Origin of the sequence: Streptomyces sp. NPDC014676, assembly GCF_043084105.1 — a bacterium.
Taxonomy (GTDB): Bacteria; Actinomycetota; Actinomycetes; order Streptomycetales; family Streptomycetaceae; genus Streptomyces.
In genome coordinates, this window is sequence record NZ_JBIBZI010000003.1 from 323,689 (window position 1) to 344,956 (window position 21,268).

At 72.7% G+C, this 21,268-nt stretch carries 18 protein-coding genes; 7 read left to right on the forward strand and 11 right to left on the reverse strand.

Annotation, left to right across the window (positions count from 1 at the left end):
- Positions 1-111 precede the first annotated feature (111 nt).
- Complete coding sequence (treZ, locus tag ACF1DX_RS10245) at positions 112-1,857, forward strand: malto-oligosyltrehalose trehalohydrolase (protein WP_391790743.1); 1,746 nt, start codon at positions 112-114, stop codon at positions 1,855-1,857.
- 295 nt (positions 1,858-2,152) lie between these two features.
- Here treZ and ACF1DX_RS10250 read toward each other — a convergent pair whose 3' ends face one another.
- From ACF1DX_RS10250 to ACF1DX_RS10280, 7 genes are all read right to left on the reverse strand, one after another.
- Positions 2,153-3,115 carry an aminoglycoside phosphotransferase family protein gene (locus tag ACF1DX_RS10250; RefSeq protein WP_391790744.1) on the reverse strand — a complete coding sequence of 321 codons (963 nt, stop codon included), beginning with the start codon at positions 3,113-3,115 and terminating at the stop codon, positions 2,153-2,155.
- A gap of 49 nt (positions 3,116-3,164) precedes the next feature.
- The gene (locus ACF1DX_RS10255; RefSeq protein ID WP_391790745.1) at positions 3,165-4,292 is read right to left on the reverse strand and encodes an aminopeptidase P family protein; all 1,128 of its coding nucleotides are present in this window, start codon (positions 4,290-4,292) and stop codon (positions 3,165-3,167) included.
- Between the two features lie 178 nt (positions 4,293-4,470).
- A complete protein-coding gene (locus ACF1DX_RS10260; RefSeq protein ID WP_391790746.1) occupies positions 4,471-5,043 on the reverse strand; it encodes a PDZ domain-containing protein in 573 nt (190 codons plus the stop codon).
- Between the two features lie 58 nt (positions 5,044-5,101).
- A complete protein-coding gene (gene cyc2, locus ACF1DX_RS10265; protein ID WP_391790747.1) occupies positions 5,102-7,261 on the reverse strand; it encodes a germacradienol/geosmin synthase Cyc2 in 2,160 nt (719 codons plus the stop codon).
- Between the two features lie 95 nt (positions 7,262-7,356).
- Positions 7,357-8,535, reverse strand: a complete 1,179-nt coding sequence (locus ACF1DX_RS10270) for a damage-control phosphatase ARMT1 family protein (protein WP_391790748.1) — start codon at positions 8,533-8,535, stop codon at positions 7,357-7,359.
- Between the two features lie 41 nt (positions 8,536-8,576).
- Positions 8,577-9,224 carry a ScbR family autoregulator-binding transcription factor gene (locus tag ACF1DX_RS10275; protein WP_391790749.1) on the reverse strand — a complete coding sequence of 216 codons (648 nt, stop codon included), beginning with the start codon at positions 9,222-9,224 and terminating at the stop codon, positions 8,577-8,579.
- Between the two features lie 255 nt (positions 9,225-9,479).
- Positions 9,480-11,291 carry a S8 family serine peptidase gene (locus ACF1DX_RS10280; protein ID WP_391790750.1) on the reverse strand — a complete coding sequence of 604 codons (1,812 nt, stop codon included), beginning with the start codon at positions 11,289-11,291 and terminating at the stop codon, positions 9,480-9,482.
- 386 nt (positions 11,292-11,677) lie between these two features.
- On the opposite strand from ACF1DX_RS10280, the gene ACF1DX_RS10285 reads away from it, so the two are divergent.
- The 6 genes from ACF1DX_RS10285 (at position 11,678) to ACF1DX_RS10310 (ending at position 17,688) form a co-directional block, all read left to right on the forward strand.
- Complete coding sequence (locus ACF1DX_RS10285; RefSeq protein WP_391790751.1) at positions 11,678-12,589, forward strand: lytic polysaccharide monooxygenase; 912 nt, start codon at positions 11,678-11,680, stop codon at positions 12,587-12,589.
- A gap of 265 nt (positions 12,590-12,854) precedes the next feature.
- Positions 12,855-13,865 carry a substrate-binding domain-containing protein gene (locus ACF1DX_RS10290; RefSeq protein ID WP_391790752.1) on the forward strand — a complete coding sequence of 337 codons (1,011 nt, stop codon included), beginning with the start codon at positions 12,855-12,857 and terminating at the stop codon, positions 13,863-13,865.
- 51 nt (positions 13,866-13,916) lie between these two features.
- Positions 13,917-16,316, forward strand: a complete 2,400-nt coding sequence (locus ACF1DX_RS10295; RefSeq protein ID WP_391790753.1) for a nitrate- and nitrite sensing domain-containing protein — start codon at positions 13,917-13,919, stop codon at positions 16,314-16,316.
- The gene (locus tag ACF1DX_RS10300) at positions 16,313-16,744 is read left to right on the forward strand and encodes a roadblock/LC7 domain-containing protein (protein ID WP_085575286.1); all 432 of its coding nucleotides are present in this window, start codon (positions 16,313-16,315) and stop codon (positions 16,742-16,744) included. The genes ACF1DX_RS10295 and ACF1DX_RS10300 overlap by 4 nt, the downstream gene beginning before the upstream one ends.
- A 1-nt stretch (position 16,745) precedes the next feature.
- A complete protein-coding gene (locus ACF1DX_RS10305) occupies positions 16,746-17,105 on the forward strand; it encodes a DUF742 domain-containing protein (protein WP_030861379.1) in 360 nt (119 codons plus the stop codon).
- Positions 17,092-17,688, forward strand: a complete 597-nt coding sequence (locus ACF1DX_RS10310; RefSeq protein ID WP_391790754.1) for an ATP/GTP-binding protein — start codon at positions 17,092-17,094, stop codon at positions 17,686-17,688. The genes ACF1DX_RS10305 and ACF1DX_RS10310 overlap by 14 nt, the downstream gene beginning before the upstream one ends.
- A gap of 42 nt (positions 17,689-17,730) precedes the next feature.
- Here the strand turns inward: ACF1DX_RS10310 and ACF1DX_RS10315 are convergent, their stop codons facing one another.
- From ACF1DX_RS10315 to ACF1DX_RS10330, 4 genes are all read right to left on the reverse strand, one after another.
- A complete protein-coding gene (locus ACF1DX_RS10315) occupies positions 17,731-18,690 on the reverse strand; it encodes an ABC transporter substrate-binding protein (protein ID WP_391790755.1) in 960 nt (319 codons plus the stop codon).
- A 75-nt stretch (positions 18,691-18,765) separates the two neighbouring features.
- Positions 18,766-19,431 (reverse strand): ABC transporter permease, encoded by a 666-nt coding sequence (locus ACF1DX_RS10320; RefSeq protein ID WP_391790756.1) that lies wholly within the window; start codon positions 19,429-19,431, stop codon positions 18,766-18,768.
- Positions 19,428-20,129 carry an ABC transporter permease gene (locus ACF1DX_RS10325; RefSeq protein ID WP_391790757.1) on the reverse strand — a complete coding sequence of 234 codons (702 nt, stop codon included), beginning with the start codon at positions 20,127-20,129 and terminating at the stop codon, positions 19,428-19,430. The genes ACF1DX_RS10320 and ACF1DX_RS10325 overlap by 4 nt, the downstream gene beginning before the upstream one ends.
- Positions 20,126-21,256 carry an ABC transporter ATP-binding protein gene (locus ACF1DX_RS10330; RefSeq protein WP_391790758.1) on the reverse strand — a complete coding sequence of 377 codons (1,131 nt, stop codon included), beginning with the start codon at positions 21,254-21,256 and terminating at the stop codon, positions 20,126-20,128. The genes ACF1DX_RS10325 and ACF1DX_RS10330 overlap by 4 nt, the downstream gene beginning before the upstream one ends.
- Positions 21,257-21,268: the final 12 nt, after the last annotated feature.

Below are 21,268 nucleotides of genomic sequence, written 5' to 3' on the forward strand. Positions count from 1 at the left end.
GGCGCGCCCGGCGACACCCGACGCAAAAGGGCGGATCCCCCGGCGAATTGATCTCCGATGGCGCACGATGGACGGGCTACCTCACAGTGAGCAGACGAAGGGGAACCGTCCGTGCAGTTCGAGGTGTGGGCACCGCAGGCCGGCCGAGTGACGCTCGAGTGCGACGGCGTCACGCGCGCGTTGGAGCGCGATCCGCAGCGGGAGGGGTGGTGGCGGGGGGAGGCCGGGGCGCACGACGGCTCCCGGTACGGCTTCGCCCTGGACGACGGTCCCGTCCTGCCCGATCCGCGCTCGCGCCGGCAGCCGGACGGTCCCGACGGCCTGAGCGCCGTCGTCGACCACGACCGGTTCGCCTGGCGCACGCCGTGGCCGGGACGCCCGCTGCCCGGCGCGGTGCTGTACGAACTGCACGTGGGCACGTACACGCGCGAGGGCACCTTCGACGCCGCCGCCGAGCGGCTCGGCCATCTCGCGGAGCTGGGCGTGACGCATGTGGAGCTGATGCCGGTGTGCCCGTTCCCGGGCCGGCACGGATGGGGGTACGAGGGGGTATCGCTGTGGGCGGTGCACGAGCCGTACGGCGGACCCGAGGGACTGAAACGGTTCGTCGACCGGGCGCACTCCCTCGGCCTGGGCGTCGTCCTGGACGTCGTGCACAACCACCTGGGACCGTCCGGGAACCACCTGCCGCGGTTCGGGCCGTACTTCACGGACACCCATCACACCCCGTGGGGCGCGGCGGTCAACCTGGACGCGCCCGGCTCCGACGAGGTGCGCGCGTTCCTCGTGGACAGCGCGCTGGCCTGGCTGCGGGACTACCGGATCGACGGGCTGCGCCTCGACGCAGTGCACGCGCTGGCGGACACGCGCGCGTGCCACTTCCTGGAGGAGCTGTCCGGGGCCGTGGACGCCCTCGCCGCCGACACCGGCCGGCCCCTGTTCCTGATCGCCGAGTCGGATCTGAACGACCCCCGGGTCATCAAGCCCCGCGCGGAGGGGGGCCTCGGGCTGCACGCGCAGTGGAACGACGACTTCCACCATGCCCTGCACACCGCGTTGACCGGTGAGGCGCAGGGCTACTACGCCGACTTCGCGCGTGCCCCGTTCGCGGCCCTCGCCAAGACGCTCACCGGTGGCTTCTTCCACGACGGGACGTACTCCAGCTTCCGGGGCCGGCGCCACGGCCGCCCCCTGGACCGCAACCGGGTGGCCGGGCACCGTCTCCTCGGCTACAGCCAGACCCACGACCAGGTCGGCAACCGTGCCCAGGGGGACCGGCTGGCCGCGCTCCTCTCCCCCGGGCTGTCGGCCTGCGCGGCGGCCCTCACGCTGACCGCCCCCTTCACGCCCATGCTGTTCATGGGCGAGGAGTGGGCGGCGGGCACGCCCTGGCAGTTCTTCACCGACCACACCGACCCGGAGCTCGCCAAGGCGGTGAGCGCGGGCAGACGGCGGGAGTTCGCGGCACACGGCTGGGCCGAGCAGGACGTGCCGGACCCGCAGGACCCCGCCACCCGCGACCGCTCCTGCCTGGACTGGTCGGAGCCGGAACGCGAGCCCCACGCGCGCGTGCTGTCCTGGTACCGGCTCCTGATCGCCCTGCGCCACGAGCAGCCGGACCTCACCGACCCCGACCTCGGCGACACCAAGGTGACCTACGACGAGGAGCACCGCTGGCTGGCCTTCCGGCGGGGGGACGTCCGGGTCGCGGTGAACCTCGGTACCGAGCAGGCGGCGATCCCCCTGGGCGTCCCCGACGCGCGCGTCCTCGCGGCGTGGGAGCCGGTGGAGACTCCGGGCCCGGACGGGGTGCTGCGGCTGCCGGGCCGGTCGGCTGTCGTCCTGCTCCAGGGCTGAGAACCGTCCGGCGCCCGCGAAGGCCGCGACACGCCTGCCCCGGTCACACGGTCCGGTCCCGATCCGGGGCCCGATCCGGGTCCGGGTCCAGATTCGGGACCAGGTCCAGAACCGGGAATCGGTCCGGGACCGGGAATCGGTCCGGGACCGGAACCAGAAACGGAGCGGTCCGGGAACGGTCCGGATTCGGGACCGGGACCGGGAACCGAGCGGTCCCGGAGCGCCTCACCGGCGGCCGGGGCGGGTGGGTCGCGTCGTGGCCGGGGCCCTCCGGGAATCGCGCCGGGCGGGCCCTCTACGGCGTGTCGTCCGCGCGGTCGAGGTCCGTCACCCTTTCCAGCATGATCGGCTCCCAGGCGTGCCGCAGACGGGTGCGGAGCGCGGGCGGCGGGGCGGGGCGGCCGGTGAGGGCCTCGGCGAGGTGCTGGACGGAGTCGCAGCGGGCCAGCCACAGGCCGCGCAGACAGGGGCGGGCGCCGTAGCCGGCGAGGGTGGCGGCGCGCACGGCGGCCGGAGCGCCGACGGCGAGGGCGAGGCCCGCGATGTCCTCGGCGGGGTCGCCGACCACCGCCGCGTCCCAGCCCAGGACGCCCCGTACGCGGCCGTCTGCGCTCACCACGAGGTGTCCGCCGGTGAGGGCGTGGTGGACGAGGACGGCCGTGCCGGGCTGGGCGGCGAGCTGGACCGCGGCGGGCGGGGTGAGCCGGCTCAGCCGGTCCGGGTCGAACTCGTCGGCCTCGGCGAGCCGTCCGGCGGCCTCCTCAGCGGCCCGGCGCAGGGCTTCCAGGGAGCGCGGGGGGACGCGCGGCACGCCGAGCGTCTCCGCCTGCCGCACCGGAACCTCCCGCAGCCCCGTGAGCAGCCCGGCCAGGTCGGCCTCGCCGACGGCGGAGACGCGGTGCTCCTCGGCCGTCCCGCCGGCCAGCCGGGTGTCCAGGCTGCAGAACAGTCCGGGTGCCCACTCGCCGTGCGCCACGGCGGACGGCAGCGCGACCGGGACGTGCGGGCGGACGAGGTCGCGCAGCCGCAGTTCGCGGCGGCGGCGCACGCTCGCCTCACGGTCCGGGGCGAGGCGCAGCACATGGCGGGTGCCGACCCACCAGGTGGCGGGCTCGGCGGACGCGGCGACGGGCCGGACGTCGGGGCCGGCGGCGGACTGCGCGCCGCCGCCGGACCCGCCGCCCTTCCCGCTGTCCTTCAGCAGGGAGCGGGCCAGTCGGCGGACGGTGTCCGCGGTGGGTGTCGGTGCCTGGGTCATGATCGCGCCGTTGCCGTTCGGGGAGGCAGGGAGGGGACGAGGGGGCCGTTCAGTCCACTATGACCATCTCCCGCGCGGTGTTGTTCAGCCGCCGGCCGCCGTCCTCGGTCACGGTCACGATGTCCTCGATGCGCACGCCGAACCGGCCGGGCAGATAGACGCCGGGTTCGACGGAGAAGCACATGCCGGGGACGAGCGGTTGCTCCTCGCCCTCGATCATGTAGGGCGGTTCGTGCGTGGTGACGCCGATGCCGTGCCCGGTGCGGTGGATGAAGTACTCCCCGTACCCGGCGCCGGCGATGACCGCGCGGGCGGCGCGGTCGACGTCCTGGCAGGCGGCCCCGGGCCGCACCGCGCGGAAGCCAGCCTCCTGTGCCTCGCGCACCAGGTCGTGCACCCGGCGCTCCTCGTCGGTGGGTTCCCCGACGTGGACGGTGCGGGAGGTGTCTGAGCCGTAGCCGTCCTTGAGGCCGCCGAAGTCGAGGACGACCATGTCGCCGCGTTCGATGACGCGGTCGCCGATCTCGTGGTGCGGGTTGGCGCCGTTGGGTCCTGAGGCGACGATCGTGAAGTCGACCTGGGAGTGTCCGAACCGGCGCAGCAGGGCGGCCAGGTCGGCGGCGACGTCGGTCTCGCGGCGGCCGGCGAAGGAGACCTGTCTGATCTCCTCGAAGGCCGCGTCCGCCGCGGCCCCGGCGGCGGCCAGGAGTTCCAGCTCCGCCGCGTCCTTGACGGCGCGGAGCATCGGCAGGGCCTCGGTGAGGGAGGCGTACGAGGTGCCGGGCAGCGCCTTCTGCAGGCCGAGCAGGTGCATGGCCCAGGCGTTGTCGCTGATGCCGAACCTGCCGTCCGCGTCCAGCAGGGCGGCGGTGGCGGCGTAGGGGTCCTTGCCGTCGGTCCAGTCGCGCAGGGTGAGCACGGAGGCGCCGGGGGCGTGCTCGGCGTCCGGGGCCTCCAGCGTGGGGACGACGAGCACGGGGTCCCGGCCGGCCGCCAGGACCAGCAGGGTGAGCCGCTCGGTGACGGCGGTGGGGGTGTAGCCGGTGAGCCACACCAGGTCGGGGCCGGGTGCCACGAGCAGTCCGGCGAGCCCGGCGTCGGCGGCCTGCCGCGCCGCACGCTCCATGCGGGCCTCGTAGTCGTCGGCGGTGAAGGACGCGGGCACGGCGCCGGTCATGCGGGGGCCTCCCAGGGCGACAGCGGGTTACGGGCAGCATCCTGCCCGGCGGGCGGGGGCGGCGCGAGCCGGTTCGCCGTGTTCGCCCCGCGCCCCGTGCCCGCCACGACCGATGGCCGAGCGTTCCCCTTCCGGGTACGGGACGACGAGGACCGGCGCACCGGTCTCCTCCGCACGGTCACGTGACGATGCCGGGGACGGCCGTCAGCTGCTGGTAGCCGCCGCCCCGACGGCGCACCGTCAGTCTCACCTCGTCACCGGGGCGGGCACGGGCGACGGCGCGTGCCAGGTCGGCGGCCGAGTCGACACGGGTGGCGCCGAAGGCGAGGAGGACGTCACCGCGTACGAGACCGGCCGAAGCCCCCGGGCCGGGCACGTGCACGGCGACGACCAGCGCCCCGGGTCTCCTGTCGTCGGCCACCTCCACGCCGAGCCGGGTGACCGCGGGCACGGACGGGGCGGACCGCGGTGCCGTGGACGGGGCCGGGGCCCGGGCCGCTCCGGTCTGCCGCTCCAGACCGGTGAGCCCGCCCGCGCCGACGACCGTGGCCCCCACCGCCCCCAGCCCGGCCCCGGACAGCACCAGGACCGCCCCCGCCAGCACCCCGAGCAGCACGGTCATCAGCCGCCGTTCGCGCCGCCGGGCGGGCGGGCCGGGGTCCGGCCCGTCCCCGGATCCGTCGCCGCCCCCGCCTCCGCCCCTGCCCCCGTCGCCGGGCATCGGCCTGGGCCGCAACGCGGTCTGTTCCATGGTTCGCCTCCGACGGCAGTGCGGGGCCGGGTGGTGCCGGGCTGGGAAGTGCCGGGTGTCAGACGAGGACCGGCGGTGCCGGTGAGCGGTCCGGGAGGAAGCCGTGGACCCGGCCGGACAGGTACTCGTCCTTGTACCGGTCGACGCTGCGGTGCCAGTTGAGGATGCCCGCCATCCAGTTCCGCAGGTCCGTCACATAGCCCCGCATGATCGCCCGCGCCTCGTCCGACAACTGGAAGTCGTCGTAGAGGACGGGCAGTTCGTGCTCCACGACGTGCTCGAACTGGCGCATGCGCTGGTTCATCAGGTCCTGCACCACGGGCAGCGCGGTCGGATAGTCGACGCCGAAGAAGTTCTGCACCACGAGGACCGCGTTGTGCATCTCGCCCTCGAACTCGATCTCCTTCTGGTAGGAGAAGACGTCGTTGAGGAGGCACGCGTAGTCGATCGCCGCGTTCTCCAGGGAGCGGACGGGACCGCTGCGGTAGACCTCCGGCGGCACCGCCGGTCCGTGTCCGGCGCGGCAGAGCCCCAGGGTGAGGTCGGAGCCGAAGGTGGCGCGCCGCATCTCCAGGTAGTCCACGGGGTCCGGGACACGGTTCTGGATCTGGTTGGACAGCTCCCACACCCAGGCCTCGGTCATCGTGTCGACGGCCGCCCTCAGGGGGCGGCGCTCGTCGGGCGTCATACCCGCCGTGGTGCGTGCCCACAGGTCGATCAGGGACCGTTCCATGGCGTTGACGGGCGGCGGCGGGATCTCCCCGGCGTCGAGGGGCATGCAGGCCGACAGGCGGGCCGTGGTCAGCCGGGCGGCGGCCAGATCGCGGCGGTGGCCGTAGACGAGCGGGTAGTAGTCGTCGCCGTAGGTGCCGAAGGCCAGCCAGCCGGAGGCGAGGTCGAGCTGTTCCTGGGTGGCGTCCGGGTCGAGGCCCGCCGCGCACAGGGGCAGGTCGCAGCTCTCCAGCTTGTCCTCGTCCCAGACGCCCTCACCGAGGATGCCCATCCGCCGTGACCACTCCAGCAGGTGCCGCCGCGCGCCGTCGAGGGCGGGGCTGAGTCGCAGCGGGAACGGCATGCGGATGTCGGGGATGATCGACGGGCCGACCTTCCGGTACGGCACGTGTGTGTAGGAGCGCAGCCGCTCGGCCCCCGCGCCGGCGAGGAGCGCGCCGACGTCGGCGGCGGACGTCCCGGGGCCGGACAGGGACTGCCAGGGGGCGGCGGACCGGGCGCCCTCGTTCATGTAGCGGCTGGAGCGCAGATGCCATTCGTGGCCGCCCGACTGCCAGTCCTGCAGGCCCTTGGTGTACGCCCCGATCGCCGCGGTCTCGGCCGGGGTGAGCCCGTTCTCCAGGGCCACGGCGGGGACTTCGGTGAACGCGGTGTGCTCGAACTGGTGGAGCCGCGAGGTGAGGACGTCGCCCACGATGTCGGCGGCCTCCTGGGTGGTGCAGCCGAAGAAGGTCTCCAGGACGAGTACGCCGTTGCTGAGTTCGCCCTCGTCCTCGACCTCCCGCTGGTAGGAGAACAGGTCGTTGCGCAGGTGCACGGCGTCGGAGAAGGTCTCCATCAGCACCCTCAGCGGCCTGGTCCCGGCGACGGCGACGGGCACTTCGGCGGTGGCGTACTCCACGAGCCCGGCGGACCAGGGGGCGCCGCCCACCTTGCGGCGCATCTCGATGTATTCGACGGGGTTGGCGATGCGCCCCTCGTTGATGTTGGACAGCTCCCACATCGACTCGTTGAGGAGGTGTTCGGTGGCGAGGGCGAACCGGCGGCGCCAGCCGGCGGACATCGCCGGCACGGTGCGCGCCCACAGGTCGGCGAGGCCCGCCTCGACCGGGTTCTCCGGTTCGGGCACGGAGGCCGCCGGGTCGAGCGGCATGAACAGCGGCAGCCGGTCCAGGTGGGCCTTGCCGGCGGCGCGGTCCTGGGTGCGTTTGAACTTCTCCAGGAAGTGGTCGTCGAAGAAGAAGACCCACACGTACCAGTCGGTGATGAGCGACAGGGCGGGCCCGTCGCAGTCGGGATGGGTGTAGGCGCAGAGCAGGCCGTAGTCGTGCGCGTCGAGGTCGGCCTGCTCCCAGACCCCGCTGCCCTCCAGCATGCCCATCTCGCGTGCCCACCCGGTCGAGTGGGCGCGGGCCTCCTCGACGTGCGGGTTGAGCCGCGCGGGATGCGGCAGGTAGAAGTGCGGGAGTTCGAACGGCTGCGTCATGGCCGGGGGCTACCCGTGGCCCGGTGGCGGCATCCACCGGGCCGGACATGATCACACCATCGCGTGAACCGTGTCCCGTACGGGAGTCACGGACCCTATGTCCGGACCTGGATCAGCGCGTGGGTGCCGCCGGTGCGCCAGCGCTGTTCCTCGGCCGCGACCAGTGCCGCCTCGGTGCCGGCGGTCAGTCCGGTGATCACGTCGGACTTCAGGGTGCGCAGGGCGGCGACCGGGCCCGGGAAGTAGGCCGTGACCTGTGCGAAGGGTGTGGTCGGGGGCCAGTACCGGTCGCCCACGAGACGACGGTAGTTGAGGTCGCCCTTGACGACGGTGAGCGCGGCGGCGGCGAAGTCCGCGCGGAGGCCGTCCGGCATGTCCGCGTACGGCAGCGGCGAGCAGGAGAACGGGTGGGCGCGGAGGGTGAGCCGGCCGTCGGTGAGCGCGGCCCACAGGACACGGCCGTACTCGGCCGCCGCGCCCTTGGCGTCGGTGAGCCGGCGCACCGCGTCGATCACGTCGGCGGCGGTGGCGTCGGAGACGTAGTACGGGTACGGCTTGACGTGCAGCACCGCCCGGCCGATCCGGCCGCGGGCCAGCAGGTGGGCGATGAGCAGCAGGTCCGGGACGAGTTCACGGCCCGCGTTGTCGGCGACCAGGCACAGCGTGCCCGTACCCGAGGGGCCGAGCAGCGGCCACAGCCGTTCGCTGTCGTCGGCCACCAGGGCGGGGACGGCGGCCGTCTCCTCGGCTCCCTCGGCGGACAGCCGGAAGCCGAGGTCGGCGCGGTTGCCCCACAGGGAGCCGTGCAGCAGGGCGCGGGCCCGTTCCTCCTCCGGGCGGCCGGCGAGGTCGTCGAGCGCGGCCAGTTCCTCGTCCGTGGCGGGCGAGTCGAGTTCGGCGAGCTTGGCGGGGCGGAACGGGTCGATGCCCTGCCAGGGGCCGGGGGCGAAGTAGCCCACCGCCTGCAGCAGTCGGCGGTAGAACCAGCTCTCGGACCACAGCCACGGCACCTCGTACCAGGAGCGGCCGGCGTAGGTGTCCATCCCCCAGGTCTCCCAGTGCCGCCGGTCGTGCGCGTCGGCGGGGAGGGGTTCGATCGTGCCCCGGGTGCAGTCGGCGAGCAGGGCGTCGAGCGCGCGGTGCTGCCAGGGCTCGTACGGGAAGGCCTCGCGCACCTGCCGGATGATCGCGGGGTGCCGCTCGGCCAGCACACTGTGGGGAAAGGTGCCGGGTTCGTCGGCGACGATCACGGGTGCGGTGGGGTGGTCGGACATGTGGCTCACCGTAACGCGCGCCGGTCGTCGCGCGCCGCGGGTCACACGGGGGCGATCTCCCGCTCCAGCCGTGCGGCCAGGCTGAGATAGCGGGCGCGCCGGGTGACGGGGACCAGGCCCCGGATGAGGATCTGCCACATCTCGGCCGTACGGCGGGGCTGCCGGGCGACGGATTCGCGGGAGTGGCCGACGACACGGGTGCCGACGAAGAAGCAGACCAGGGAGTGCGCCACGACGTCGATGTCGACGTCCGGGTGGACGTCGGACTCCTTGACGGCGCCGAGGAGCCGGGCCGTGACGATGTCCAGCCACTCGGTGAAGGGGTGGCTCAGCGGGGGGCGCGGCCGGGCGCCGCCGGTGGCGAGCCGCAGTCCGGCCCGCAGGACGGGGTCCTCGGCCGACATCCTGGCTATGCCGAAGGTGAGGCGCATCAGCGCCTCCAGGGAGGTGTGCCCCCGGATCTCGGTGTCCCTGGCCAGCCGGCGGCTGGTCGCGGACTGCAGTTCCAGGATGGCGTGGGCGAGGTCCTCCTTCGCGGCGAAGTGGAAGTAGAGGGCCCCTTTGGTGACGTGGGCGTGCTCGACGATGTCGCTGAGACTGGTCGATTCATAGCCCTGCCGGTCGAACAACTCTGCGGCGGCCGTGATGATCGTCGCGCGGGTCTGCTCGGCGCGTACCTGCCTCGCCATCGCCTGAACTCCTGAGCCGGAAAGGAACGGGTCATGCTGTTTGTTTTCACGCGCGGTACACGATATCTCACCCTGCGCCCATGTTCACCATGCCGTTATCGCACCGGACTTGAACACATCGGGCAAAACGAACTCGATCTCCGAAAGAAAACGGCACGTCCGGTATCTAAGTGTGTCAGGTGCGGGGACAAAAGAGAAAGGCGGGCCGGCCGGTGCCCCATCCGCACCGGCCGGCCCGCCTGTTCCGGGGGTGGCTCAGAAGGTCAGCCGCCAGCCGTTGAGCCGGCCGGTGTCGTAGGAGGCCGTGTCCTGCACCCGCAGCTTCCAGGTGCCGTCGGCGGTCTCGCCGGAGGCGTTCACCGTGTAGGTGGTGTTGACGTCGTCCGCGGAGTCCGAGCCGTCGGCGGACTTCAGCCGGTACACCGAACCGTCCGGGGCCACCAGGTCGACGACCAGGTCACCGCGGTAGGTGTGGGTGATGTCCACGCCCACCCGGAGGCCGGACGGCGCGTTGCCGCCGCGGCCGCTCACGGTGATCGGGGACTCGATCGCCGAGCCGTTGTCCGGGATGGCGACGGCGGTGGTGCTGGAGTACGTGGAGCCCGTGGACGTACCGCCCTTGACCGCCTGGACGGTTTTCGCGGCGTCCGCGAGGCCCGCGCCGCAGCCGCCGGAGCAGGTGCCGGGCAGCGCACGGGCGTTGGACTTGATCGCCGACTCGACCTGGGCCGGGGTGAGGGCGGGGTTCGCCGACTTCATCAGCGCGGCGAGGCCCGCGATGTGCGGGGTGGCCATGCTGGTGCCCTGGTAGTAGGCGTAGTTCTCGGTGGACGGGGTGCGGGTGCCGGAGTTCAGCGTGGACAGGATGCCGTTGGCCGCGGTCGCGGTCTCACCGCCGGGCGCGGCGATGTCCACGATCGTGCCGTAGTTGGAGTAGGAGGCGCGGTTGCCGGAGCGGTCGGTGGCGGCGACGGTGATGACGTTGCCGCAGTTGGCCGGGGAGGAGTTGGCGGCGTTCTGGTTCTCGTTGCCGGCCGCGACGACCACCGTGGTGCCCCGGCTGACGGCGCCGTTGATGGCGCTCTGGGTGGCGGTGGAGCAGGCGCCGCCCCCGCCGAGGCTCATGTTGATGACCTTGGCGACGTCGGCGTTGGCGGGCACGCCGGAGACGGTGCCGCCGGACGCCCAGGTGATGGCGTCGATGATGTCGGAGTCGTAGCCGCCGCACTTGCCGAGCACCCGCACCGGGGAGATCTTCGCGCCGTACGCGATGCCGGCGACGCCCTTGCCGTTGTTCGTGGCCGCGGCGATGGTGCCCGCCACGTGGGTGCCGTGCCAGGAGGAGCTGCCGCCGGTGGCCTGGCCGCACTCGCCGGCCGCGTACCAGTCGCCCGGGTCGGCCGGGTTGCTGTCGCGGCCGTTGCCGTCGACGGAGACGGCGGTGTCGGAGATGAAGTCGTAGCCTCCGACGATGTTCGCGGCGAGGTCGGAGTGGGTGACGTACCCGGTGTCGATGACGGCGACGGTGACACCGCTGCCGGTGGTGAGGTCCCAGGCGCCCGGCACCCGCATGCCGGCGGTGGACTCGAACAGGTCCCACTGCTTGCCGTACTCGGTGTCGTTCGGGGTGGCCAGCGGCTTGTTGAGGCGGTCCGGTACGACGTAGGCGACCTGCGGGTCGGCCCGGTACTCGGCGACGACGTCGGCGACGTCCGCCGTGGTGGGCTTCGCGCCCAGGTCGACGAGGGCGGCGCCGGTGCCGAGGCGGCGCCGGAAGCCGACGTCCTCGCCGGCCTTCTCGCCCTTGGCCGCGGCGTCCGCGGCGGCGGCCTTGTCCGACTTCGCCTCGGCGGCACCGGACTTGTAGCCGACGATGAGCCGCTCGGCCGGGGTGCCCGGGGCGGCCTCGGTGCGGGCCGCGGGGCCGGCCGGCGCGCCGGAGGGGGCGTCCTGGGCGACCGCGGCCTGGGCGGAGGCGGTCGTCAGCAGGGCGACGGAGAGAGCGGCGACGGATATCAGCTTCCGTCTCGGGGAGGAGCCGCGGGAAGAGCTCGATGAGGTGCGCAAGGGGGGTGCCTTTCGTGCCGGGACTCCGGGCAACGCGGAGTGTGGGGAGGAGAATCGATTCGCTTCGTCGTCTCGTCGTTTTGTCGTCTCGTCGTCGAAGCAGCGTGGGGTGAATCGAGGTGCGGCGAATCGGCCGGCCGGGCGCGAGCAGCGGTCCGTGCGGGGTCACCGGTGGGCCGACTGCGGTCGAACGATAGGCAGCGCGCGGGCCGCCCGGATACGGGGGAAACCCTCGATCCGGCCGGCAGACCCCCCTCGCCGAAAGGCGGTTGACCAGGAACGGACCGCTATGCCCGCATCGCCTCGGAGATGAACGCGCCGGGCTTTTCCGCCGTACTGCACGGAAGAGTTCCCCCGTTCCCCGCCCGCCGAAGGAGGCGGTCCGGATGCCCCGGACGACCGCACACCGCACCGTGCTCGCGGCGGCCCTCGTGGCCCCGCTGCTGCTGCCGCTGTGGGCGGCGGCGCCGGCCGGCGCCCACGGGGCGCCGACGGACCCGGTGAGCCGGGTCGTGGCCTGCTCGCCCGAGGGCGGCGACCGCGCGGAATCGGCGGCCTGTCGTGCCGCCGTCGCCGCGAACGGCGCGCCGTTCACGGCGTGGGACAACCTGCGGGTGGCGGACGTCGCCGGCCGGGACCGGCAGCGGATCTCCGACGGACGCCTGTGCAGCGGGGGCCTGCCCGCCTACCGGGGGCTGGACCTGGCCCGTACGGACTGGCCGGCGACCCGGGTGGAGCCCGGTGGGGCGCTGCCGATGACGTACGTCTCGACGATCCCGCACACCGGCACGTTCCGGATGTATCTGACGGAGCCCGGCTACGACCCGGCGAAGCCGCTCACCTGGGCCGACCTGCCCGAGGAACCGTTCGCCGAGGTGACGGACCCGGCCCTGACGGACGGCGCCCACCGGTTCCGGGTGACCCTGCCGCCGGACCGGACGGGACGTCATGTGCTGTACACGGTCTGGGAGAACAGCAGCACCCCGGACACGTACTACTCGTGCTCGGACGTGGTGTTCCCGGAGGCGGCGAAGAAGAAGGAGAAGGAGGAGAAGCCGGCGGAACCGGTACGGGAGAGCCCGGCACCCTCGTCACCGTCTCCACGCCCCCGGACGGCGAGCACCCCGGCCGCGCGCACCCCGGCACCCCGTGCCGCCACGACCGCCGCCACCCCCGCCTCGCACACCACCGCGGCCACTCCCTCCGGGCCCTCCGCCCCGCTGCTCGCGGGCGGCGCCGCCGCCGTCCTGGTGCTCACCGGTGGCGCCGCGCTGGTCCTGCGGCTGCGCCGGCGCTGAACGGCGGGCGTCCGCGAGGGGGACCGGAGCCGCTCCGTACCGTCCATGCGGTTCGGTGGCGGACAACGGCCGTACCACACTCACGGTTCATCACAATGCGGCAGCATCACCTCACTTCGCGTGGCTGTTCACTTGACGACCAATGGTTCCACAGGGTTGGCTCCGGGCCAGCGAGAGTCACCCGGTCGGAGTACGCACCCCCGTGCGGTTCCGTCCGTGCTCTCCCCTGCTCTTGCTCGGCCGCACAGCGAGGTCCGCACTCTCCATGAACACTCGTCCCCCGTCCCACCGCCTCACGCGACGCCGTCTGGCCGCCCTGGCAGCCGCCGTCGGTCTGCTGGCGACCGGCTGCTCCGCCTTCGGCTCGGCCGACGACTCCTCGGACTCCGACGGCGTGGGCACCTCCGGCGCCGGGCGGATCAAGGTCGCGATGGTCACCCACGGCAGCGAGGACGACGCGTTCTGGGACCGGGTGAAGAAGGGGGCCGAGGCGGCGGCCGCCAAGGACGGCATCGAGCTGACGTACCTGAGCGACCCGGACCCCGCGGGACAGGCCGACCTGGTCCGCGAGGCGGTCCGCGACGGTGTCGACGGCATCGCGCTGACGCTGGCCAAGCCGGCGGCCATGAAGGGGCCGGTCAACGAGGCACGGGCCGCGGACATCCCCGTGGTCGGGCTCAACTCCGGTATCGACGCCTGGAAGTCGGCGGGACTGCTGGGGTTCTTCGGCCAGGACGAGAGCGTGGCGGGCCGGGCCGTCGGCGACAAGCTGGACGATCTGAAGGCCGAGCACGCCCTGTGCGTCGTCCACGAGCGTGGCAACGTTGCCCTGGAGGCCCGCTGCGCCGGCGTGAGGAAGACGTTCGGCGGGATCACCGAGAACCTCTACGTGGACGGCACCGACATGCGCGCCGTCTCCGGCATCATCGCCGCCCGGCTGCGACAGGACCCGACCATCGACGAGGTGATCACCAACGGGGCGGACTTCGCGCTCGCCGCGGTCGACGCCGCCGCGGAGGCGGACAGCGACACCGACGTCGCCACCTTCGACCTCAACGGCGACCTGGTGGAAGCCGTGCGCGGCGGCAACGTCCAGTTCGCCGTCGACCAGCAGCCCTATCTGCAGGGCTATCTCGCCGTGGACGCGCTGTGGCTGTACCGGACCAACGGCAACGTCAGCGGCGGCGGGGTCGCGCCCGTGCTCACCGGACCGGCGTTCGTCACCAAGGCCAACGCCGCCTCGGTCGCCGGGTTCGCCGCCGACGGAACCCGCTGACGGGCCGGCCCGTGCGTACTTCCCCCACCATCCGACCGCTCTAGGACCACGATGTCTCCACGGACAGGTGCCCGGCGCCGTATCGGCTCCATACGTCTCTCGCTGTTCCTCCTCGCCCTGGTGCCCAGTGTCACCCTCGCCGGCATGTGGGGCCTGACGACGATCCAGATGTTCTCCGAGGGGCTGCAACTGCGTTCCCAGACGGAACTGAGCCGGTCGACCGGCGCGATGGGCACGCACGCCGCGCTCGCGCTGCAGCAGGAGCGCAGGCTGACCGCCGCGTGGCTGACCGCGCCGGAGAGCCCCCGGACCGCCCTCGACGCACAGCGCGAGAAGACCGACGAGGCGGTGGCGAAGCTGGTCGGCCAGGCGGACGCGATCGCCGAGGCACCGGCACGCATCTCGGACCGCATGTACGGGGTGCTCGGCTCGGTGGGCAGCCTGGAGTACTACCGGGACCAGATAGACGACCCCAGCGACATCACCGCCGAGGAGGCGCTCGATCAGTACACCTCGATCATCGACGACCAGATCCACGCCTTCCAGGAACTCTCCCAGGTCGACGACGGGGACCTGACCTCGGAGGCCGAACCGCTGATCTCGCTGGAGCACGCCGCGGAACTGATCTCCGAGGAGGACGCGCTGCTCACCCTCGCCTGGTCCGGCGGAGAACTCGACGCGGAGGACTGGAGCAGGTTCGCGGAGCTGGTGCACACCCGCACCTGGCTGGTCAACGACCAGATCGTGCCCTCCCTGCGCGGCGAGACCAAGACCCAGACCGAGCGGATCCTGCAGAGCGCCGAGTGGCGCGCCCTGCTGGCGGTCGAGGACCAGGTACTGGCGACCGCTCCCACGGGCGAGAAGCGCACCGTCGAACTGCCGGACCTGCGGGAGCGGTGGGAGGAGGCCATGGACCGGGTCTCCCCGCAGTACGCCGCCATGATCCGGCAGCAGACCGACGCGCTGCTCACCCGCAGCGCCGACGAGGCCCGCAGCCTGCTGATCACGGCCGCCTCCCTGAGCGCCGCCGGACTGCTCGCGCTGCTGCTGTGCGTCGGCCTGTCCTGGCGCATCACCCGCTCGCTGTCCCGCCGGCTGCGCGGGCTGCGGATGGCCACCCTCGGCCTGGCCGAGGAGCGGCTGCCCGATGTGGTGGCCCGGCTGGAGCGGGGCGAGAAGGTCGACCCGGAGTCGGCGACGACCCCGCTGGACTACGGTGACGACGAACTGGGGCAGGTCGCGAGCGCGTTCAACACCGCGCAGCGCACCGCCGTGCACACCGCGGTCGAACTCGCCGACGCCCGGCGCGGTTTCCAGAAGGTCATCCTCGGCATCGCGCGGCAGAGCCAGAACCTGGTCAACCTCCAGCTCAGCAAGCTCGACGCGCTGGAGCGCCGGCACACCGACCCCGAGGTCCTCAAGGGCCTGTACGAACTGGACTCCACGGCCAGCCAGTTGCGCCGGTACGAGGAGAACCTGGTCATCGTCAGCGGTGAGCGTCCCGGCCGTACCTGGAGCGAGCCGGTCGCGCTGATCGACATCGTGCGCAGTGCCGTCGGGGAGGTCGCCGAGTACCAGCGGGTGGAGGTGCTCACCGAGGAGGAGGTGTCGCTCGCCCCGCCCGCGGTGGCCGACGTCATCCACCTGCTGGCCGAGTTGATCGACAACGCGACGGTGTACTCGCCGGCGCCGAGCCCCGTCACGGTGCGGGCGACGATGGTGGCCAAGGGCCTCGCGGTCGAGATCGAGGACCGTGGCCTCGGCATGTCGGACGACGACTACGCCTCCCTGAACGCCCAGTTGGCCAAGGCCGCGCAGTTCGACGTGGTGGCGCTCGCCGACGACCTCCGGCTCGGCATGTTCGTGATCTCCCAGCTCGCGCACCGGCACGGCGTCTCCGTGACCCTGCGTCCCTCGCCGTACGGCGGGACGACGGCGATCGTGCTGATTCCGCACGAGATCGTGGTGCGGGACGTGCCGTCCGGCGGTGACCGGCGGGGGACGCGCGCCGAGGCCGTACGGGACCGGGCGGACGACCGGCGCGAGGAGCCCGTGACCGTCGGTGCGCAGCAGGCCTCGGCGTCCCGGGCGGCGGCCGCCGTACGGACCGCCCCCGCACCGGCCGTGCCGGTGCCCGCGCCCCGCCGGGACGGGCTCACCCCGCTCCCCCGCCGGGTGCCGCAGACCAGCCTGGCCGCCGAGCTCCGCGAGGAGGCCGTCCCGGACGCCGGGGACGACTCCGGCGACTTCACCGCGGAACACGCCGCCTCCTCCCTCGCCGGTTTCCAGCGCGGCACGTCCCAGGCGCGGGACGACGCCGACGAGGCCGGGCCGCCGGACGACGCGGACGGTACGGCCGCGCCGGCGCACGTGCCCGCCGCTCACGCCGAGCCCCCGACTCCGCCCGCCGACCGCCGACCGCCGACCGTTCACGAAGGAACACCGTCATGACACGCCCCATCCCCGCCACTCACACCCAGCTCGACCAGCTGCTGACCGGACTCGTCGAACGGGTCGCCGACGTGAACCAGGCCGTGGTGCTCTCCGAGGACGGACTGGTGGTGAGCAAGTCCACCGGCTTCCTGCGGGACGACGCGGAACGCCTGGCGGCGACCGCGTCCGGGCTGATGAGCCTCAGCAAGGGCGTCAGCATGGACTTCCGCGGCGGCCCGGTGCGCCAGGCGCTCATCGAGATGGCGCACAGCTACCTGATCCTCACCTCGGCCGGTCCCGGCGCCCATCTGGTGGTGCTGACCGGTCCGGGCGCGGACGTCGGCGTGGTGGCGTACCAGATGAACATGCTGGTGAAGAAGATCGGTGAGCATCTCAGCGCGGCCCCGCGGGACATCGCGGGGCCGGCCGTCGACCCCGGCGTGTGAGGTGGGCGGAAGCGACTCGGCGGGCCGGCTCGTACGGCCGTTCACCCTGACCGGTGGCCGGACCCGGCCCAGCCGTGCCGACTTCACGCTCATCACGACGGTGACGGCGGTGGATCCGCAGCCCGAGGGGGCGGCCCGGCCGCAGCCCGAGCACTCCCGGATCCTGCGGCTGTGCGCCGAGCCGGTGGCGGTCGCCGAGCTCGCCGCGCGTCTCGACCTGCCCATGAGCGTGGTCGTCATCATGCTGTGCGACCTGCTGGAGGCGGGCCGGATCACCGTCCGCCCGCCGCACCCCGTCGACCGGACCACGGTGGACCTGGATCTGCTGCAGAAAGTGAGGGAGGGCCTTGGCCGGCTCTGACACCACCGCGCGGGCGTCCGCCGGACGTTCGGCACCCGACACGGTCAAGATCCTGATCGCCGGTGGTTTCGGCGTGGGCAAGACGACCATGGTCGGCTCGGTCAGCGAGATCGCCCCGCTGCGCACCGAGGAGCCGCTGACCATGGCGGGCCTGGACGTCGACGACCTCAACGGCGTCGAGGAGAAACGTGCCACCACGGTCGCGCTGGACTTCGGCCGGATCAGCGTCTCGGACGATCTCGTGCTGTACCTCTTCGGTACGCCGGGCCAGCAGCGGTTCTGGTTCATGTGGAACGACCTGGCCGTCGGCGCGCTGGGCGCGGTGGTCCTGGTGGACGTGCGCAGGCCCAAGACCAGTTTCGCCGCGATCGACTTCTTCGAGAACCGGGGCATCCCGTTCGTGATCGCCGTCAACGGCTTCCACGGGGAGCATCCGTACCCGGTGGAGGACATCCGGGACGCGCTGGCGCTGCCGGACGGCGTGCCCGTGCTGCTGTGCGACGCGCGGGAGCGGGAGTCGTGCCGGGACGTGCTGGTCGCGCTGATCGACCTGCTGATCGCGGAGGCGGCGCCGGCAGGGTGACCCGCCGGTGGGGTGCGGCCGGCGGGCCGCACCCCGTGCGGGTCAGTCCAGGCCGGACGACTTCAGCCAGGCCTTCGCCACGTCCAGCGGGTCCTTCTTCTCCAGCTGCACCTGGGCGTCGAGGTCGAGGAGGGTCTCGGTGTCCAGCTTCGCGGACACGGCGTTCAGCGCCTCCACGCCCTCCTTCGGCAGCCCTTCCTTGCGCACCAGCGGGGTGACGTTGGCGAAGCCGAAGAGGTTCTCGGGGTCCTTCAGGACGACGAACTTCTCCTTGACGATGGTCGGGTCGGTGGTGAAGATGTCCGCGGCCTGGACCTCGTTCCCGGTGAGGGCCGCCTGGGTGAGCGGGCCGCCCGCGTCGAGCGCCTTGAACGACTTGAACTTCAGTCCGTAGACGGTCTCCAGGCCCTTCAGTCCCTGCTGCCGGGTCTGGAACTCGGGCGAGCCGCCGATCACCAGCTCCGGCGCGGCGTCCTTGAGGTCGGCGAGGGTCGACTCAGCGGTGAGGCCGTACTTCTTCGCCGTCGCCGCATTGACGCTGACCGAGTCCTTGTCCTCGGCGGGCGAGGACTCCAGCAGCGTCAGGGACTTGTCCAGCTTGGCCTTGGCGGCCTCGTTCACGGCCTCGGCGGACTCCTGCCCGGCCTTGGGGTCGAGGTAGGCGAGGAGGGAGCCGTTGTACTCCGGCAGGACGGTGATGGAGCCGTTCTTCATCAGGCCGTACGTCGTCTCACGGCTGCCGATGTTGTGCTTGTAGTCGACCTTGAGGCCCTTGGCGCGGAGCGCCTCGCCGTAGATGTCGGCGAGCAGGGTGGACTCGGCGAAGTTGTTCGAGCCGACGACGACGGTACCGGCTTCGGCCTTCTCCCCGTCGAGGGGGTTGTCGGAGGTGCCGTCGGAGGAGGAACAGCCCGCGAGCAGCGCCGCCGCGGCGGTGAGCGCGACGGCCGCCGCGCCGGTGTGCCTCGTCCTGGATCTGCTGCTTTTCGCGGTGGAAGTCATTCGCCGATCCAATCCAGCCAGGTACGGTGAGTCAAGAACGTACGGATTACGGTTTGTCGCACAGGTGATCGAGCGTCAGCGCCTGCGTACCCCGGGCGACACGGCCAGTCGTCCCGCCGCCCAGAACAGGGCGAGGGTGAGCAGCGCCAGGACGGCCACCAGGGTGGCGCCGCCGACCACCTTCTCGTAGTCGCGCTGGTAGAGCCCGTCGATGATGTACCGGCCGAGTCCGCCGAGACTGACGTACGCGGCGATGGTGGCCGTCGACACGATCTGGATGGCGGCGGAGCGCAGTCCGCTGAGGATCAGCGGGAGCGCCACCGGCACCTCGACCTGGAAGAGGATCCGCGACTCCCGCATGCCCATGCCCCTGGCGGCGTCCACGGGGGCGGGGTCGACGGAGCGGACCGCCTCGTAGGTGGTCACCAGGATCGGCGGGACGGCCAGCACGACCAGCGGGATCATCACGGGCAGCAGACCGAAGCCGATCAGCAGGACGGCGAGGACCAGCAGGCCGAAACTGGGCAGGGCGCGGGCGGCGTTGGCGACGAAGGCGAGCGCGTTGCCGCCGCGTCCGGTGTGGCCGGTCAGCAGGCCGACGGGCAGCCCGATGGCGGCGGCGACGGCGAGGGCCAGCAGGGAGTACTGGAGGTGTTCCCGGAAGCGCTGCGGGATGCCGTCGTAGCCGTGCCAGTGGGCGCTGTCGCTGAAGAAGGCGTTGACGAAGTCGAGGACGTTCACCGGACCGCGCCCTCCGGGGTGATCTCCGCCCGCCGTGCGGTGGTTTTCGTGCGGGTTCCGCCGCGCGGCATCCACGGGGTCAGCAGCATCCGCAGCCCGACCAGCAGGACGTCGCAGAGGATCGCCAGGACGGCCATCGTGACCACGGCGTTCACCGCGAGCTCGGGCCGGTCGTACTTCTGCGCGGCGGCGAGCAGGTTGCCGAGGGCGCCCTGGTTGCCGATCAGGGCGCCGACGCTGACCAGGGAGATGCTGGACGCGGTGGCGACCCGGAGTCCGGCGATGACGGCGGGCGCGGCGATGGGCAACTGCACCTGGAGGTAGCGGCGTACGGGGCCGAAGCCCATGGCGGTGGCCGCGGCGAGGGTCTCGTCCGGCACCGAGCGCACGCCGTCGACGAGGGCCGGGACCAGGACGACCAGGCTGTACAGGGCCAGCGGGATCATCACGGTGAGTTCGGTCTGGCCGGTGTAGTCGATGAGGACGACGAAGAACGCCAGGGAGGGGACGGCGTACAGCACGGTCGTCAGGCCCAGTACGGGCGGGTACAGCCAGCGGAAGCGCCCGCACAGCTGCGCGACCGGCAGCGCGAGGAGCAGCCCGGCGGCCACCGGCAGCAGGGCCTCCCTCATGTGCAGTCCGATCAGCCCGGCCCAGCTGTGCTGGAGGTCGCTGGGGATGTCGAAGAAGCCGGTCACTTGGCGACCCCGGCCTCGTGCGTGTCCGCCCGGCTCACGGTGTGGGCGCCGCGGATGGCCTCGCCGATGGTCTGCTGGGAGACGACGCCGGTCACCCGGCCCGCGCCGTCCACGGCGACCGCCCAGCCGACGGGTGAGAGCACGGCGCAGTCGAGGGCGACCCGCAGGGAGTCGGCGCCGGGCACGAACGGCCTTCCGTACGGCAGCAGTCGGTCGGTGCGGATGTCACCGGCGGTCAACTCGTCGCGCTCCGCCCAGCCGAGCGGGCGGCCGTCGGGGTCGGTGACGAGGAGGTGGGGTGCCTTGGTGGTGGCGATCCGGCCGGCGCCGGCGTCGGCCGGGATCACGGCGTCGGTGGTCAGTTCCAGTGCGGCGGAGGGGAAGAAGGACAGCCGCCGGATGCCGCGGTCGGCGCCGAGGAAGTCCTCGACGAAGCCGTCCGCGGGGCTCGACAGCAGCTCGGCGGGCGGCGCGTACTGGGCGAGCCGGCCGCCCTCGCGCAGGACGGCGACCATGGTGCCGAGTGTGATCGCCTCGTCGATGTCGTGCGTGACGAAGACGATGGTCTTGCCCAGTTCGTCCTGGATGCGCAGGAGTTCGTCCTGCAGTCCCTTGCGCACCACGGGGTCGACGGCGGAGAACGGCTCGTCCATCAGCAGCACCGGCGGGTCCGCGGCGAGCGCCCGCGCCACGCCGACGCGCTGCTGCTGGCCGCCGGAGAGCTGGTAGGGGTACCGCTTGGCCAGCGAGGGGTCGAGGCCCACCCGCTCCATCAGCTCCGCCGCCCGCTCCCGGGCCCGCTGCTTGCCCCAGCCGAGCATGCGGGGCACGGTGGCGATGTTGTCGACGATCGTGCGGTGCTGGAAGAGCCCGGCGTTCTGGATGACGTACCCCATGGACCGGCGCAACGTGGTGACCGGCTGCCGCCGGGTGTCCTCGCCGTCGAGCAGGATCGTTCCCTCGGTGGGTTCGACCATCCGGTTGATCATGCGGAGGGTGGTCGTCTTGCCGCACCCGGAGGGTCCGACGAGGACGGTGATCGAGCGGTCGGGGATGTCCAGAGACAGCCGGTCGACCGCCACCGTGCCGTCCGGGTACCGCTTCGTGACTGAATCGATCCGTATCAAGACGCGGAATAC